The sequence below is a fragment of the Antrihabitans spumae genome, from assembly GCF_043944905.1.
Classification (GTDB): Bacteria; Actinomycetota; Actinomycetes; order Mycobacteriales; family Mycobacteriaceae; genus Antrihabitans; species Antrihabitans spumae.
Map to the genome: position 1 here is coordinate 34172 of NZ_JBIMSN010000024.1, position 15430 is coordinate 49601.

General features: G+C 61.2%; 14 protein-coding genes and 1 pseudogene. 6 read left to right on the forward strand and 9 right to left on the reverse strand.

The window, feature by feature from the left end:
• Window positions 1-32 precede the first annotated feature (32 nt).
• The 9 genes and pseudogenes from gyrB to dnaA form a co-directional block, all read right to left on the reverse strand.
• Window positions 33-2081, reverse strand: a complete 2049-nt coding sequence (gene gyrB / locus ACHIRB_RS05595; protein ID WP_395117374.1) for a DNA topoisomerase (ATP-hydrolyzing) subunit B — start codon at window positions 2079-2081, stop codon at window positions 33-35.
• A 228-nt stretch (window positions 2082-2309) separates the two neighbouring features.
• Entirely contained in the window at window positions 2310-2690 is a 381-nt protein-coding gene (locus tag ACHIRB_RS05600) for an alpha/beta hydrolase (RefSeq protein WP_395125642.1), read from the reverse strand.
• On the reverse strand, window positions 2687-3235 hold the full coding sequence (locus ACHIRB_RS05605; protein WP_395125641.1) for an alpha/beta fold hydrolase: 549 nt from the start codon (window positions 3233-3235) through the stop codon (window positions 2687-2689). The genes ACHIRB_RS05600 and ACHIRB_RS05605 overlap by 4 nt, the downstream gene beginning before the upstream one ends.
• A gap of 47 nt (window positions 3236-3282) precedes the next feature.
• Window positions 3283-4406, reverse strand: a pseudogene (locus ACHIRB_RS05610) (PDR/VanB family oxidoreductase).
• Window positions 4406-5302: a metal-dependent hydrolase gene (locus ACHIRB_RS05615; protein ID WP_395117368.1), complete on the reverse strand. Its 897-nt coding sequence runs from the start codon at window positions 5300-5302 to the stop codon at window positions 4406-4408. Before ACHIRB_RS05615 ends, ACHIRB_RS05610 begins: the two are co-directional and overlap by 1 nt.
• A gap of 99 nt (window positions 5303-5401) precedes the next feature.
• On the reverse strand, window positions 5402-5974 hold the full coding sequence (locus ACHIRB_RS05620) for a DUF721 family protein (protein ID WP_395117366.1): 573 nt from the start codon (window positions 5972-5974) through the stop codon (window positions 5402-5404).
• Between the two features lie 64 nt (window positions 5975-6038).
• Window positions 6039-7211, reverse strand: a complete 1173-nt coding sequence (gene recF, locus ACHIRB_RS05625; protein ID WP_395125640.1) for a DNA replication/repair protein RecF — start codon at window positions 7209-7211, stop codon at window positions 6039-6041.
• A gap of 3 nt (window positions 7212-7214) precedes the next feature.
• Window positions 7215-8399, reverse strand: coding sequence for a DNA polymerase III subunit beta (gene dnaN / locus ACHIRB_RS05630; protein WP_395125639.1), 1185 nt, complete (start codon window positions 8397-8399; stop codon window positions 7215-7217).
• 501 nt (window positions 8400-8900) lie between these two features.
• Window positions 8901-10598, reverse strand: coding sequence for a chromosomal replication initiator protein DnaA (dnaA, locus tag ACHIRB_RS05635; protein WP_395127626.1), 1698 nt, complete (start codon window positions 10596-10598; stop codon window positions 8901-8903).
• A gap of 394 nt (window positions 10599-10992) precedes the next feature.
• Here dnaA and rpmH point away from each other — a divergent pair, with 394 nt between their 5' ends.
• From rpmH to rsmG, 6 genes are all read left to right on the forward strand, one after another.
• Window positions 10993-11136: a 50S ribosomal protein L34 gene (gene rpmH, locus ACHIRB_RS05640; RefSeq protein ID WP_199708206.1), complete on the forward strand. Its 144-nt coding sequence runs from the start codon at window positions 10993-10995 to the stop codon at window positions 11134-11136.
• 27 nt (window positions 11137-11163) lie between these two features.
• Window positions 11164-11568, forward strand: coding sequence for a ribonuclease P protein component (gene rnpA, locus ACHIRB_RS05645; protein ID WP_395117360.1), 405 nt, complete (start codon window positions 11164-11166; stop codon window positions 11566-11568).
• Window positions 11565-11900 carry a membrane protein insertion efficiency factor YidD gene (gene yidD, locus ACHIRB_RS05650; RefSeq protein ID WP_395125638.1) on the forward strand — a complete coding sequence of 112 codons (336 nt, stop codon included), beginning with the start codon at window positions 11565-11567 and terminating at the stop codon, window positions 11898-11900. Before rnpA ends, yidD begins: the two co-directional genes overlap by 4 nt.
• Before the next feature lie 4 nt (window positions 11901-11904).
• The gene (gene yidC, locus ACHIRB_RS05655) at window positions 11905-13044 is read left to right on the forward strand and encodes a membrane protein insertase YidC (RefSeq protein WP_395117356.1); all 1140 of its coding nucleotides are present in this window, start codon (window positions 11905-11907) and stop codon (window positions 13042-13044) included.
• A gap of 50 nt (window positions 13045-13094) precedes the next feature.
• The gene (locus tag ACHIRB_RS05660; protein ID WP_395117354.1) at window positions 13095-13664 is read left to right on the forward strand and encodes a Jag family protein; all 570 of its coding nucleotides are present in this window, start codon (window positions 13095-13097) and stop codon (window positions 13662-13664) included.
• 102 nt (window positions 13665-13766) lie between these two features.
• Entirely contained in the window at window positions 13767-14438 is a 672-nt protein-coding gene (gene rsmG / locus ACHIRB_RS05665; protein ID WP_395125637.1) for a 16S rRNA (guanine(527)-N(7))-methyltransferase RsmG, read from the forward strand.
• Window positions 14439-15430 lie beyond the last annotated feature (992 nt).

Below are 15430 nucleotides of genomic sequence, written 5' to 3' on the forward strand. Positions count from 1 at the left end.
TTCGGTAGAAGAAGGCCGCTACTCGCAGGTGCCTAGACGTCGAGGAAACGAACGTCCTTGGCATTTCGGGTGATGAAACTGCGGCGGGCTTCGACGTCCTCGCCCATCAGGATGGAAAACAGTTCGTCCGCAGAAGCGGCGTCGTCGAGGGTGACCAAGCGCAGAACGCGAACCGAGGGATCCATCGTGGTCTCCCACAGCTCCTTCGCGTTCATCTCGCCGAGGCCCTTGTAGCGCTGCACGCCGTCGTCCTTGTTGATCTTCTTGCCTGCCTCGAGGCCCGCCTTCATCAGACCGTCGCGCTCGCGGTCGGAGTAGGCGAACTCGGGATCGCTTCGCTGCCACTTCAGCTTGTACAGCGGCGGCTGCGCGAGATAGACGTGACCGTGCTCGACCAACGGCCGCATGAAGCGGAACAGCAACGTGAGCAGCAGCGTTGCGATGTGCTGACCGTCCACGTCGGCGTCGGCCATCAGCACGATCTTGTGATAGCGCAGTTTCGCGATATCGAACTCGTCGTGGATGCCGGTGCCGAAGGCGGTGATGATCGACTGGACCTCGTTGTTCTTGAGGACGCGGTCGATGCGTGCCTTCTCGACGTTGATGATCTTTCCGCGCAGCGGCAGGATCGCCTGATACATCGAGTCACGACCCGACTTGGCGGAACCGCCGGCGGAGTCGCCCTCCACGATGTAGATCTCGGACTTGCTCGGATCGTTGGAGCGGCAGTCGGCGAGCTTGCCTGGTAGACCACCGAGGTCGGTCGCGCTCTTACGGCGAACGAGTTCGCGTGCTTTCCGAGCTGCCATACGAGCTTGCGCCGACGAGACCGCTTTGTTCACGATCGTCTTGGCATCGGCGGGATTCGATTCGAACCAGTGCGCGATGTGTTCGTTGCACGACTTCTGCACGAACGACTTGACCTCGGTGTTGCCGAGCTTGGTCTTCGTCTGACCCTCGAACTGCGGCTCGCCGACCCGGACGCTGACGATTGCGGCGAGACCCTCGCGGATGTCGTCACCGGTGAGGTTGGTTTCCTTCTCCTTCAGGAGCTTCTTGTCGCGCGCGTACTTGTTGACGACATTGGTCAGCGCTGCGCGGAAGCCCTCTTCGTGAGTGCCACCCTCGTGGGTGTTGATCGTGTTGGCGAATGTGTGGACGGATTCGGAGTAACCGGAATTCCACTGCATCGCCAGTTCGAGTTCGTGACCGGTGCCCTTGGCGGTGAAGCCGACGACCGAGTTGTGAATCGGTGACTTGGACCGGTTGATGTGCTTGACGTAGTCCTCGAGGCCACCCGGGTAGTGGTAGGTGCGCGTCTTCACCTTGTGCACAGGTGCTGCTGCGACCTTTTCTTCCTCGTCGTGCGACTTCGGCGCATCGGCGGTATCACTGACATGCTCTTCGACGACATCGTCATCGGCGACCCGCTCGTCGGTGAACGTGATGGTCAGACCCTTGTTGAGGAACGCCATCTCCTGCAGGCGGCGCGAGACCGTCTCGAAGTTGTAAACAGTGGTTTCGAAGATGTCCGGGTCGGCCCAGAATCGGATCGTCGTGCCCTGTTTGCGGCTCGGCGCGCCCTTCACGAGGGTGCCAGGCTTCGCGTCCTTGTATTCCTGCGTCCAGTGGAAACCGTCGCGGTCGATCTCGACTTCGAGTCGCTTCGACAGCGCGTTCACCACCGAGATGCCGACACCGTGCAGACCGCCGGACACCGCATAGGAATCGGAGTCGAACTTGCCACCTGCGTGCAGCTGCGTCATGACGACCTCGAGGGTCGGTACGCCCGAGGAGTGCATGCCGACCGGAATACCACGACCGTCGTCGACGACCTGGACGCCACCGTCGGCGAGCATGGTGACGTCGACCTGTGTCGCGTGGCCTGCCATGGCCTCGTCGACGGAGTTGTCGACGACCTCCCAGATCAGATGATGAAGGCCGCGTTCACCAGTCGAGCCGATGTACATGCCTGGCCGTTTACGAACCGCCTCGAGGCCTTCGAGAACGGTGATGGAAGAAGCACCGTAATCCTTCGCCGTGGACTCTGATTTGCCCTTGCTCGAACTTTGCGCAGCCACGGGTCGGTAGCACTCCTTCTTCCAAGATTCCGACGCAACGCTCCCCCAGAGCTTTTCGAGGCGGACTTTCACAGGGAAAGCACCGCCTGATCGGCGTTGTCGAACGTGCGTCGGCGATATCGCCGCCAGTTACTCCTACATGTTACTGGTACGCGCAGGCTACAGTGCGCCTATGACACCCCTGAGACCGTCGAGAATCGATTAACTCGACAAATCTTGGGTGAAACCCTACGGCGTAACCCTCGATGACCGATTTGTGGCGAGACTGTCCACGAACTCGGTGGTGAACTCAGCCAGCGTTTCGGCATGCGATATCGGCGACCAGTGCCCCGACTCGACCTCGCGCCGAACGAGGATGCCGGTGATCGATTCGACGTCTTCGTAGACCAACGGGCGCACGGCGCGATCACCGGTACCGACGATCAACTGCACCGGGACACTCACCTGACGCAGGTCCGGGCTCCATAACCGGCTCAGAATGTTTGCACGATAGAGCTTCTGATTCACGAGCATGTCTCTTTGCAGCGTCGGCGCGGTCTTGACCGATGTCGCATCGAACCCGTCGAATCGTCCGATGAAGGCGGGCCAGCGCCCCGAAAGGAACTTCAACGCAGGTTCCGAGAGCCCGGGAACCATAAAAGCGAACGTGTACGACGACGCCAACAACTGTGTGCCGACCTTCGCGAGATTGCCCGGCGTCGGGTTCGAGAGGCCTTGCGAACGAGCTGACCGAGCAGGTCGAGGTTGGGACAGGAGACGCAGGTGAACGAGGCGACACGTTCGTCCGCCCCGGGAGTACTGACAACTTCCCAGCCGACGACGCCACCCCAGTCGTGCGCCAGCAGATGCACCGGCTTACCTGGGCTGACGGCCTCGATCACAGCGGAGACGTCGGTGGCCAGCTCTTCGATTCGGAAGTCGTCGACCTCGCGCGGGATCGTGCTTTCACCCGCACCGCGATTGTCGAACGACACGACCCTGTACTTCTCGAGCAGATGCGGCGTGATGTGATCCCACAGCTCGTGCGTATCGGGCCAACCGTGTACGAGAAGAACGGTTTCGCCCTTCGGATTGCCCTGTTCGAACACGGCAAGTTCGATGTTGCCGTTCGTGACGAAACGTCGTGTTGCTTCCGTGGATGTCTTCGGTGACATGGCCGGTTCTCCAAATCAATTGGTGTGTAACAGTTTTTGCGAATGAATCAGAGATCGAGGACGAGTCGTCCACCGTCTGCTCGCGACACACAGATCAACATCTCGTTCTGTTTCTCCTCGGCAGTGAGCCGATTCTCGCGATGTTCGGGTTGACCGTGCAGCACCTTGACCCGGCACGTTCCACAGAAACCCTGCTGACAGGAGTAGCCGACAGTCGGTACCTGCTTGCGGATCACCGACAGTGCGGTTTCGTCCGCAGGCACTTCGAGTACCTCGCCGGTGCTGACCAACTGCACCTGGAACGGCGTGCCACCCTCTACCGTCGGCGCCGAGAACCGCTCGTAATGCAGTGCAGCCGAGGGTGTTTCCCCGAATCCACGTCGCACGGAATCCAGCATCGGAGTAGGTCCGCAGACGTAGACCGCGCCGCCGTCCGGCGCCATCGACAGAAGCTCGGACGCGGTCGGCACGCCGTACTCGTCGTCGGGACGCACGAACACCCGGTACGGATCCCACGACTCGATCTCGTCGAGGAACGGCATCGACTCGCGTGATCGACCGGAGTAGACGAAGCGCCAGTCCATACCGAGTTCCCGGGCGGCACGAACCATCGCAATGATCGGCGTGATGCCGATACCACCCGCGATGAACAATGCGCTTCCGGTTCCTACCATCGGAAAACCATTGCGCGGGCCGTGAACTGCGCCGCAGCTTCGAGTTCGTGCATCTCGATCGATCCGCCGCCACCGTCAGCAATCCGGCGGACGGCGATCGTATAGACGCTGCGATCCGTCGGGTCGCCACAGATGGAGTACTGCCGACGTTTGCCGGACGGCAGGTGGAAGTCGAGATGGCAGCCTGGTTGCCACGGCGGTACGTCACTGCCGTCGGCATTTCCGAAACTCAACCGAACGACGTTCTCGTCGTGGGCGACGACGACACGATCCCGAAGGACGAGTTGCATCGCCGAATCCGGGTTGTGGCCCGCATCCGAGCGGTCGTAGTCGGTATTTTCGATCCTCGCGATGTACACCCGCTCGATGAGCTTGCCTGCAACGGCAAAGATCCGATCGGCGCGAGGCTTGCCGCGAAGATCTGCCGGCGGCGTATCGCTGACGCGATAGCGCGTCTTCGACGGACGGATCCTCGGAATGTTGTCGAGCAGCGTCATCAGCTCGCCGCTCGTGCGGCGGGTGAACTTGCCAGATATGCCACTGCCTGAGCAGTGGACCCTTCCTTGCTCGGGTGGTAACCGGGCAGAAAGTAGGTCGACATACGCAGCAGCAACGTCGCCGGATTCGGCAAAACTCCGCGACGAGCGGCATGGAAGTAGTCGGACCAGTGCGGTTTACGCCGGTGGTTGCTCTGCGGTGCGAGCGCCGGATCGTTCGCCATCAGGAATCGCACGCCACGAATCCACAGGTAGATGATCACCGGAATGATCAGAGCTTGCGTCCGCGCGCGGCGAATGTAGCGCTTGTCGAAATACATCAGTACGTCGTAGGCGACAGCACGATGCTCGACCTCTTCGGCGCCGTGCCAGCGCAGCAGATCGATCATCGTCGGGTGCATGTGGGCGCGGTCGAGTCCTTCGGCGTTGAGGACCCAATCGCCGAGGAATGCGGTGATGTGTTCGATCGCGGCGATCAGCGCAAGTCGTTCGACCAGGTAGTTCTGCTCTTTGAGACCCGTGATCGGACGCGGGCCGAGCAACTTGTCGAAAAGCCAATGCAGCTGGTCAGTGAACGGAGTCGGGTCGATTCCGTTGCTCGCCAGGTGATCGAGCACACCGGTGTGAGCGCCTGCATGCATCGATTCCTGTCCGATGAACCCGATGACGTCGTCGCGCAGTTTTTCGTCGTCGATGAAAGGCAGGGCCTCTTTGAACGTCGCGACGAACCAATCTTCCCCTTCGGGAAGCAGCAGATGCAGCACGTTGATCGTGTGCGTTGCGACGGGATCGCCCGGGATGTAGTGCATCGGGACGTTTGCCCAGTCGAACGCGACCTGGCGCGGCTGGAGCACCAGATTTTCGGGTTCCGCAAGGTGAAGTGTCTCCGTTGACATTTCGACTACTCCTAGGCAATAAGTGAAAACTTAATGTAACAGGGAGTAGCGCGTACTGCCAGTATCTGACAACTCGCTGGTCAGCGGGCCTATTTGGGGCTAGCCGTAGGTATCGCGGGGACCGCGGCCTTTGACATGACGCTCACCCTTGCGCCAACTGGGCGCAACCGGTCCCGTGATCCGCAACGACGTCACCGACCCGTGCCCGACCGCAGCATTGATCTTCGCAAGTATCTGTCCCTGCATCATCCGAAGCTGCGTTGCCCACGCAGTCGACTCGGCGGCGATGCTGAGCACGCCATCCTTCAAGGTGGTCGGCTCCGCGTGCGATGCGATGTCTTCGCCGACAACCTGCGGCCACCGACCGAACACCGTTCCCTCGGCGACCTTGCCCGACCAGCCACGAGACTTGGCTATCGATCCCGTCAACGAGCCGAAGGCTTGCGGATCGCGGTCGTCGGGTCCGGATCCGGACCAGCCCCGCTTTCGCCCGGGTCGGTACCGGCCCTGACCCGACTTCGGCGATGCACGCCCCTGACCTACAGCCTTACCGCTCGCCCGGGCGGCGGCGCGAGCATCCTCCAGCGCTCGACGCGCGAGGTCGATACCGCGTAGTTCCGGCTTTTCACCGGTCGGTTCGGCTGGTGGTCCAGCGTCCTCGTTCGGTCCCATACCTACTCCTTAGGCGGCTCCGCCGCTCGTGAGTCCTTTCGGAGGTTCCGCCCTCCTAAAGGACTCACGACCCGCAGACCACTCGCGATACCCGACCGAGATCGGTTTGCTCCGTCGATACTTCCACGATGTCGGCCTTCAGTTCAGCAGGAACATCGTCTCCGACAGCCGCTGTGATGAGAACCTGCTCCGCATCAGCGGCGACCGACGCGAGCGCCGACCGACGTCGCCGATCCAGCTCCGCAAATACGTCGTCGAGCATCAAGACGGGATCGGAACCATCGGCGCGTAGCAACTCGTAGGACGCCAGCCGCAAAGACAATGCATACGACCAGGATTCACCGTGGCTGGCAAAACCTTTCGCCGGCTCGGTGCCGAGATGCAGCTCGAGATCGTCACGATGTGGTCCGACGAGACACACGCCGCGTTCGATCTCCTTCGACCGCACGGTCGCCAGTTCCTGCAGAAAGACAGCTTCGAGTACCTCGGCATCGTCTCGGACCGGTGCTCGCGCGATGTCGAGAAACTCCGGCGGCAACGAAGCGCCGAGACTGCTTTTGTAGCGCACACTCGACGGCCGTGATTCCGGCGCGATCGACCGGTAGGCCTCGACGAGGTACGGCGCCAACTCGTGGACCAGCTTCAACCGCTCCGCAACGAGGATCGAGCCGTGCGCTGCGAGGTGACCATCCCAGACATCCAGCGTTCCGAGGTCGGCACGGCGCGAACGGGCAGCGGTTTTCAACAGTGCGGATCGTTGCCGCAACACACGGTCGTAGTCGGCACGGACGGCAGCCAGACGTGGCAGTCGAGTTGTACTCAGCTCATCGAGGAACCGACGGCGTTCGCCCGGATCACCGCGGACGAGCGCGAGATCTTCCGGCGAAAAGAGCACCGTTCGCAGGATTCCCAGAATCTCACGGGTGCGACGGGCTGGACTTTTATTGATCCGCGCGCGGTTTGCGAGCCCCTGATTCAGTTCGACGTCGATGGTCAACTCGCGACCGAGATTGACGACGGTGGCGCCGATCAGCGACTTCGACATTCCGGTGCGGACCAGCGGCGCCTCGGAGGCAACCCGATGCGACGAGAGTGTCGACAGGTAACCCAACGCCTCGAGCAAGTTCGTCTTGCCGTTGCCGTTGGAGCCGAGAAAAACGGTCCGTCCTGGTTCAAGTTCGATGCTGACCTTGTCCCACGAGCGAAAATCGTGCAACGACAGGGCTCTGACGTACACCCGTCAGCCCGGCAAGCGGACCGGCATCAACAGATACGTGTAGTCGCTCTCCGGCGCGGTGAAGCTACCCGAGGCAGCTGCTTCGGGCTCTTCGTCCGACGCGGGACGCAGCACCGCTGGCCTGCTCGGTGTCGTGAAACCGAACGACACCCGATCGCTGTGCAGCGAACCGAGACCGTCGATCAGGTAGCCGGGGTTGAACGCGATGGTGAGCGCGGTACCCCTGAACTCGGCCTCCAGCGCTTCTTCCGCACGACCGGCGTCTTCCCCGCCGGCGGACAACAACAATCCCTCGTCGGAGAACTCGAGCCGAACCTGAGCACCGCGGTCGGCGACTAGTGCAACACGCTTGATGGCTTCGATGAGTGGTGCGACATCGAGAGTCGCCATCGAAGTGTGTTCCTTCGGCAGCAGCTGCCTGAACTTCGGGAATTCTGCGTCGAGCAGCCGCGTCGTCGTCCGTCGACCCGAGGTCACGATGCCGAGCAAGCCTTCGGAGCCGACGGTCGAACCGCCACCGAGCGACAGCTCGACGCGCGAATCAAGTGGTCCGACAAGGGTTTTCGCGGATTCCGACAGCGTCTTCGCAGGTATCAACACCGCAGCCTTGACCTCGGCCTTGGCGGGTTCCCAATCGACGTGGCGCACTGCGAGACGAAAACGGTCGGTGGCTGCGAGCACAACCTTGTCGCCTTCGATCTCGACGCGAATACCCGTCAGCATCGGCAACGTGTCGTCCTTGCCGGCTGCAACAGCAACCTGGCCGACCGCCTCGGAGAACGAGTCGACCGACAACGAGCCGGTCTTGCCGGGCAGTTCGGGAAGCTGTGGATAGTCCTCGACAGGCATCGTCGGGAGAGAGAACTTGGCACTGCCGCACGCAATCAGGACGCGGGTGCCGTCGACGGTCACATCGACAGGCTTGCCGGGGAGCGACTTGGTGATGTCGGCAAGGAGTCGGCCTGACACGAGCACCTCGCCATGACCGGCAACCTCGGCCGAGATACGCATCTGCGCAGAGACCTCGTAGTCGAACCCGGAGACGGTCAGGCCGTCCTCTGAGGTCGCGAGCAACACGCCGCCGAGTACAGGAACCGGCGGCCGGGAAGGAAGGCTGCGGGCAACCCAGGCGACAGAATCGGCAAAGTCTTCTCGAGCGACTCGAAACTTAATGCTCGCAAGCTCCATCGCCCGGCTTTTCCTCTCGGTCGGTTGGGGTTCCAACGTCGTCGAAGTCTGACACACGACGCCGACAGACACGCTATGCGCTCCGACTCCAACTTGAAAGCCGAACATCGACGCTCACGATCTCTCGAAGGTGCCGTTCGACCCTTCGTCCCCAACACCTGTTTTTAAAGAGTTAATTAGAGGACTAGAACAACAACAGTATTAGGTCCTGTGGAATCTGTGGAGCAAGACCGAAGTCGCAGGTGGCCAAGCGTGGCGACCTGGGGATGGACTCGGGACAAGCTCGAGGACCAACGTGGGCGGTTGGGGACGGCTCGAGTTTGTCGACATCTCTCCCAAGTTCATCCCCAGGCTTTTGGGATTACTCACAAAGTTATCCACAGGTGTGAGTTGTTTCATTTTGTTGGAATCGGAGACCTGAATCAGGACAAAAAACGGCGGCACCCGGTGTTGCGGGTACCGCCGAAAGTTGTCCGAACATCAGTGAATCGACGACGGGACCTAGCGCTTCGACCGTTGCTTGATACGTGCCGTCAGCTCCTGGACCTGGTCGTATACCTTCCTACGCTCGGTCATTTCCTTCTTGATCTTCTTTTCCGCGTACATGACGGTCGTGTGGTCACGTCCGAATGTCTGGCCGATCTTGGGTAGTGACAGATCGGTCAGCTCACGGCACAGATACATCGCGATCTGCCTGGCCTGGGCCAATGGCCTGGCTTTTCCTGGCCCGCAGAGGTCGTCGATCGAAATCGTGAAGTACTCGGCGGTGACGGCCATGATCGTCGCCGCATTGATCTCCAACGTCGCCGTATCGGGCATCAGATCGCGCAGGACGATCTCGGCGAGAGTGAGGTCCAGCGGCTGACCGTTGAGCGACGCGAACGCCGTCACACGGATGAGTGCGCCCTCCAACTCACGGATGTTGCGTTCGATCCTGCTTGCGATCAACTCGAGCACATCGTGGGGAACATCGAGCCGATCCATGCGGGCCTTCTTACGAAGGATCGCGATCCGGGTTTCGAGCTCCGGAGGTTGCACGTCGGTGATGAGACCCCACTCGAATCGGGTCCGCAGACGTTCCTCGAGAGTCGTCAGCTGTTTCGGCGGCCGGTCGGAGGAGACGACGATCTGCTTGTTCGCGTTGTGGAGTGTGTTGAAGGTGTGGAAGAACTCTTCCTGGATACCTTCCTTGCCCTCGATGAATTGGATGTCGTCGACGAGCAGTACGTCGGTCTCGCGGTACCGGCGTTTGAACGCGACCTTGCGGTCGTCACGGAGACTGTTGATGAAGTCGTTGGTGAACTCTTCGGTCGAGACGTACTTGACGCGCATGCCCGGGAACAAGCGCTGCGCGTACTGACCGGCCGCGTGCAGCAGGTGTGTCTTCCCGAGGCCCGAGGCTCCCCAAACGAACAGTGGGTTGTAAGCCCGTGCCGGAGCCTCGGCGATTGCAACGGCCGCGGCGTGGGCGAAGCGGTTGGATGCGCCGATCACGAAGGTGTCGAACGTGTACTTCGAGTTGAGGCTGTTCGTACCCGAGGACGACGACGGCGCATCGGCCGGCTTGGTGAAGTAGGACGGCCACGAACTCTGGATGCTCGCGATCGCCTCTCGCTCGTCGTCGATCTCGTCGAACGTCGAACTGCCGTTCGCTCCGGTGAGCCTGCGTCGCCGAAAATCGGTTTCGTTCGACATGTCGTCGTCGATGTCGTGGGTCATTCGCTCGGGTCCGGAGCGAGTCCGGTTGCGTGGCTCCGGACCAGGGTGGGGTGGGTCCATCGCAATTTCAGGCGTTTCGGAGGCTGCTTCGGCTGCGGCGATACGGACGCCGAGGCCTTCGACCTGGATGCCGAGATGGCGTCCGAGGGACTGCAAGATCGGTTCGCGGAGGTCGCGCTCGATAGCTTCCTGTGCGAAAGACGACGGGACGGACAGCAGCGCGAATCCCTGCGTCAGCGTCAATGGTTTGACCAACGCGAGCCAGGCTTTGTGCGCATTCGTCAGAGGAGTGGTCGATCCGTCCGAACCACTGTTGAGCGCTGCAACCACGTCCGGCCATACCGCTGCGAGTGCATTTTGGTCGTCGTTCAAGACGGGTGCCTCCTCTTGTGGAGATTCGATGAGGCTTGGGTACGACTGCACCGAACCCCGGTGTGGAGCGACCCCGAACCGCGCCACGTAGGGATACGAATATGCCACCCCGGTGCTGTCTCCACACAATTATCCACAGATGTGGAGAAACACAGGGATGTTACTTGGGTCTCCTACGACCTGGAACAAATCGTCCTCACCAGGCCTTATGCGGACGCTCTATGCTAAGCGCACCCTAAGTACGCCTGGTCGAGGTGTTGAACCTGTGGAATCCGGGTGCAGCGAGTTTGACCCGACCCGGGCGACCCGATTACCCTCGTACAGTCACCCGCTGGTGAGGTGGCCGCTTCGTGCTGGCTGGGCTTGCTCGGTTCACGATCCTCGGATCGGCCGTTGCTTGCGTTGCATCACCAGTGTTGGACCAAAGATGTTTTACCACCAGATTTGCAAGTCCCCCATTGGGCACCACGAGGGTGCCTACGATTTTCGAGGAGTGTTCACCGTGGCCAAGGGCAAGCGGACGTTCCAGCCGAACAACCGACGCCGCGCGCGTGTTCACGGCTTCCGTCTCCGGATGCGGACCCGTGCGGGCCGCGCAATCGTTTCTGCGCGTCGCCGTAAGGGCCGCGACACACTGACCGCCTGATCGATACCTTCGGGTTCGGACGCTCGGGTGTTGCCTGAGCCACATCGGTTGCATCACCACGCAGACTTCTCCCGGACGGTGCGCCGCGGCCATCGAATCGGGAGGCGTGACCTCGTCGTGCATATATTCGACAGGGACCGTGCTGCCGATGATGCGACCTCCGAACCTGTTCTCGGCGTCGGTGGACTCCGAATGGGTTTGATCGTGAGCAAGACCGTCGGCAACGCCGTCACACGTCATCGTGTTGCGCGTCGCCTGCGACACAGCTTTCACAGCTTGATCGACGACGTCGACCTCAGTGTCGACGTCGTCGTTCGTGCATTACCGTCCGCTGCGTCTGCGTCGTCTGCGGATCTCGAACGCCAACTTCGCGCCGGCCTGGCGAAAATTCGTCAGCGTCAGACGCCCCCCGCCGAAAACACTCGGCGATGATCGCGCAACGATTGCAGACCACTGTCGCGTTCGTCAGGAACGCCCCCGTTCGGTCGCTCGTTTTTCTCGTCGAGCTGTACCGGACCTATGTGTCCCCCACTCGCATGCCGACCTGTCGATTCACCCCAACCTGTAGCGAGTACGCAGTCGACTCGTTGCGCGAATGGGGTGTCGTTCGGGGTCTCGCTTTGACGGTCGTTCGATTGGCTAAATGCGCGCCCTGGCACCCTGGTGGGTGGGACCCGGTTCCGCAGCGCAACGGCCGCCGCGACCACAAGACCGATACGAAGCACCACTCGATGCCGAGTGTGAATCAACAGAGGAGTACATAGAGCCGTGCTCGACTTCATCTACTACCCGGTCGCCGCGATTTTGTGGTTCTGGCACAAGGTGTTCGGGGCCATCCCGTTCCTCGGGCCGGCCAACGGAATTGCGTGGGCGCTCTCGGTTGTGTTCCTCGTGTTCACGTTGCGACTGCTGCTGTACAAGCCCTTCGTCAAGCAGGTGCGCACCACACGCCAGATGCAGGAACTGCAGCCCCAGATCAAGGCATTGCAGAAGAAGTACGCGGGTGACCGCCAGCGTCAGGCCCTCGAACTGCAGAAGCTGCAGAAGGAACACGGCTTCAACCCGATCATGGGTTGCCTGCCGGTTCTTGCGCAGGCGCCGGTGTTCATCGGTCTCTATCACGTGCTGCGTTCGTTCAACCGGACCGGTCACGGAATGGGTCAACTCGGCCTCGATCCGGCGACCAACAGAACGCTGAACAACTATGTGTTCGATGTTGCAGACGTCAACTCGTTCCTCGATGCGCGTCTGTTCGGCGCACCGATTTCGGCTGCGGTCACCGCACCGGAAACCGAGCTGATCGGCTTCGTCAACGAGAACCTCGGCCTCGGGCTCCCCTCGACTGTGGGTCTTGCACTCGTCGCCATCCCGTTGATGATCATTGCGAGCCTCGCGACGCACTTCAACGCTCGTGCGTCGGTCGCCAGGCAGAGCGAAGCAGCCGCAGCCAACCCGCAAGCCGCGATCATGAACAAGTTGGCCCTGTGGGTGTTCCCCCTTGGTGTGCTCGTGTTCGGTGTGTTCCTGCCGATCGCCATCCTGCTGTACTGGGTTGCCAACAACATCTGGACCTACGGTCAGCAGCACCTGGTGTTCCGCAAGATCGACAAAGAAGAAGAGGCCAAGAAGCAAGAGGTCCTCGAGCGACGGACACAGAATGCACCGAAGCCGGGTGCCAAACCCATGAAGGCCAAGGGTGGAGCAGTCGAGCTGACGAAGGGGTCCTCACTCGACGACAGCGACATCGAGGACGACGAAACTCCGTCGACACCGAAGCCCGGTCAGAAGCCGAAACAGCCCGTGAAGCAAGCCCAGAAGAGGCCCAACAGGGGCACCAGTCAACAGCGCAGACCTTCCGGAGCGCGGTCGGGCAATCGTGGTAGGTCGAACAAGCGAAAGCGAAGCTGAGCAGGATGCTGACGGAAAAGACGCGGGAAGAAGAGGAAACGGAAACCACAATGGGAACTGATTCCGGAAACGGAACCGACGAGGGCAGCGTTGCAGTGACGGACGTCGCCACCACCACAGAGGTAGATGTAGAGCTTGGCAAGGATTCTGGGGAGTCCGACGACTACCTGATCGAAGAAGGCGAGATCGCAGGCGACTACCTCGAGCAGTTGCTCGACGTACTCGACTTCGACGGCGACATCGATCTCGACGTCGAAGGTGATCGCGCCATCGTGAGTATCGACGGCGGCAAGGACCTGTCGAAGTTGGTCGGCCGTAAGGGCGAGGTGCTCGATGCCTTGCAGGAGTTGACTCGTCTTGCCGTGCAGCAGTCCACAGGCGAGCGAAGCCGGTTGATGCTCGACGTGGCTGGTTGGCGTGCGGGTCGGCGAGCAGAGCTGACGACACTGGGTCGCGATGCCGCGCAACGTGTCCTCGAGTCCGGCGAACGTGAGGCGTTGAACCCGATGACGCCGTTCGAGCGCAAGATCGTGCACGACGCCGTGGCTGGCATCGACGGTGTGTCCAGTGAGAGTGAGGGCGCGGAGCCCTCCAGGCGAGTAGTGGTCGTCCGGCAATGATCGGATAGACAAGCAGCAGGGCCTTCGGTCGTCGACCGGAGGCCCTGTTTGTTTGCGAGCTGAATTACATCGATGTTGTTCCGTCGCTAGTCGCAGTGGAGGATGTTTCACGTGGAACGCAATGACAGCGAGACGATCGAGCCACCCCCCGCGGCACATCGAATTTTCGGTGATCGCATCGAACTGGCAATCGCGTATTGGCAGGCACTGTCTACCGACGGCGTAGAGCGCGGACTCATCGGCCCACGAGAAGTGCCGAGACTGTGGGAACGGCACATCCTCAATTGCGCCGTCATCGGCGAATTGATTGCCGAAGGGGAATCCGTAGTCGACATCGGCAGCGGTGCCGGACTGCCTGGGATCCCGCTTGCGATCGCTCGTCCAGATCTCCGGGTTGCTCTGGTCGAGCCACTGCTGCGCCGCACTCGATTCCTCGGCGAGTTCGTCGAAGCCGCCGGCCTCGACATCACCGTGGTCCGCGGCCGCGCAGAGCAAGCCGGCGTTGTGCATGAAGTTGGTGGTGCCGACGTCGCCACATCACGCGCAGTTGCTCCGCTCGAGAAGCTGTCCAAGTGGTCACTCCCCCTCGTTCACGAGAATGGACGCATGCTCGCGATGAAGGGGTCCAGCGCGGCTGAGGAGATCACACGGGATCGCGCTGCGCTCACCCGACTCGGCGCCGGTGCCATCGACGTCGTCGAGTGCGGATCGACGTTCCTCGAAACACCGACGATCGTCGTGCGCGCGGTACGAATCGCGAAGCGGCACAAGTAGGGGCGTCGTCGTCACGGGCGCAGGAGTGGTGTGTTCTCGAGTTGATCGCACCGGAGGTAGAGCCGTGAGTGTGGTTCTGTCCTCTTGTTGCGCGAGTGGTTTCGATGAGGTCGAGCCGATTTACAGGCAGTGACAGAACCCCCGATCGATGACCGCTTCGGGAGAACGAGCGGCGACGGATCCTTTCGTGCCTCGTGTCACGTGACTCCTCGGACCTGTTGGTCAGGTGTGCGCCCACATCGACGAGAAATTCTGACTTCTTGGTCGTACGGTCCGTCTTGTCTCGGCCAGAAATTACTTCGATGTGATTAGTGGTCGGCAGGAGTTGTTTCACGTGGAACACAACTTGTTCGACTAGGTAGCTCTCCGGAGCAGTCAGGGGCGGAGAACAGTTCTGGAGGATTCGCCATCTGCACAACACTCCCCTACGAGTCGCGGGTAGGACGGAGTTGATGCATCGCTGCTTCCCCAAAAATCAGACGGGACCGGGTTGTCGATTCCCCGCGATTGAGACGCCAGGCGCTGTGTCATAACCCGTGCGCCGGGAGGTGCGGTTCGAGTGCGCGGGACGCTGAATCGAATACGCAACGAGCGAAATCTGGGACTACCGGTCGCTGTCCCGAATGGGACACTTTGCATGCGGACGCTGCGATCTCGGTCAGCTCGTACATCGCCATTTCCCACAGCCAGCAGCAGCGCGTTGATGACCGGAAGAGTCGTTGTTCGATACCCTGTTCATCGCCAAGGTGAAGGACCAGTGGATTGCCCCTCGTAGTGCATGTCGCGTGGAGTTGCCCGTCAAGGGCTTGTGACACGTAGAGCTTGGCAAACAAGTTTCGTAGTGTGGGCGACGCCGGGTCTCACTGCCGCAATTGGGATCCAGGAGTGAGCGGTGCACAGATGGGCTTGCGTGGAGGGAAGCGCTGCCGTCGGTTGTTGCCCGTCGTTGAGGATGCAGACGATGTCGTCACAGTCGATGTTGATGCTGCTGA

Excerpts from the sequence above, each read along its gene's own strand:
- ACHIRB_RS05620 (WP_395117366.1), bottom strand. The coding sequence starts at position 5,974 with ATGGGACCGAACGAGGACGCTGGACCACCAGCCGAACCGACCGGTGAA.
- ACHIRB_RS05660 (WP_395117354.1), top strand. The coding sequence starts at position 13,095 with ATGGGAACTGATTCCGGAAACGGAACCGACGAGGGCAGCGTTGCAGTG.
- yidD (WP_395125638.1), top strand. The coding sequence starts at position 11,565 with ATGATCGCGCAACGATTGCAGACCACTGTCGCGTTCGTCAGGAACGCC.
- dnaN (WP_395125639.1), bottom strand. The coding sequence starts at position 8,399 with ATGGAGCTTGCGAGCATTAAGTTTCGAGTCGCTCGAGAAGACTTTGCC.
- ACHIRB_RS05615 (WP_395117368.1), bottom strand. The coding sequence starts at position 5,302 with ATGTCAACGGAGACACTTCACCTTGCGGAACCCGAAAATCTGGTGCTC.
- ACHIRB_RS05605 (WP_395125641.1), bottom strand. The coding sequence starts at position 3,235 with ATGTCACCGAAGACATCCACGGAAGCAACACGACGTTTCGTCACGAAC.
- rsmG (WP_395125637.1), top strand. The coding sequence starts at position 13,767 with ATGTTTCACGTGGAACGCAATGACAGCGAGACGATCGAGCCACCCCCC.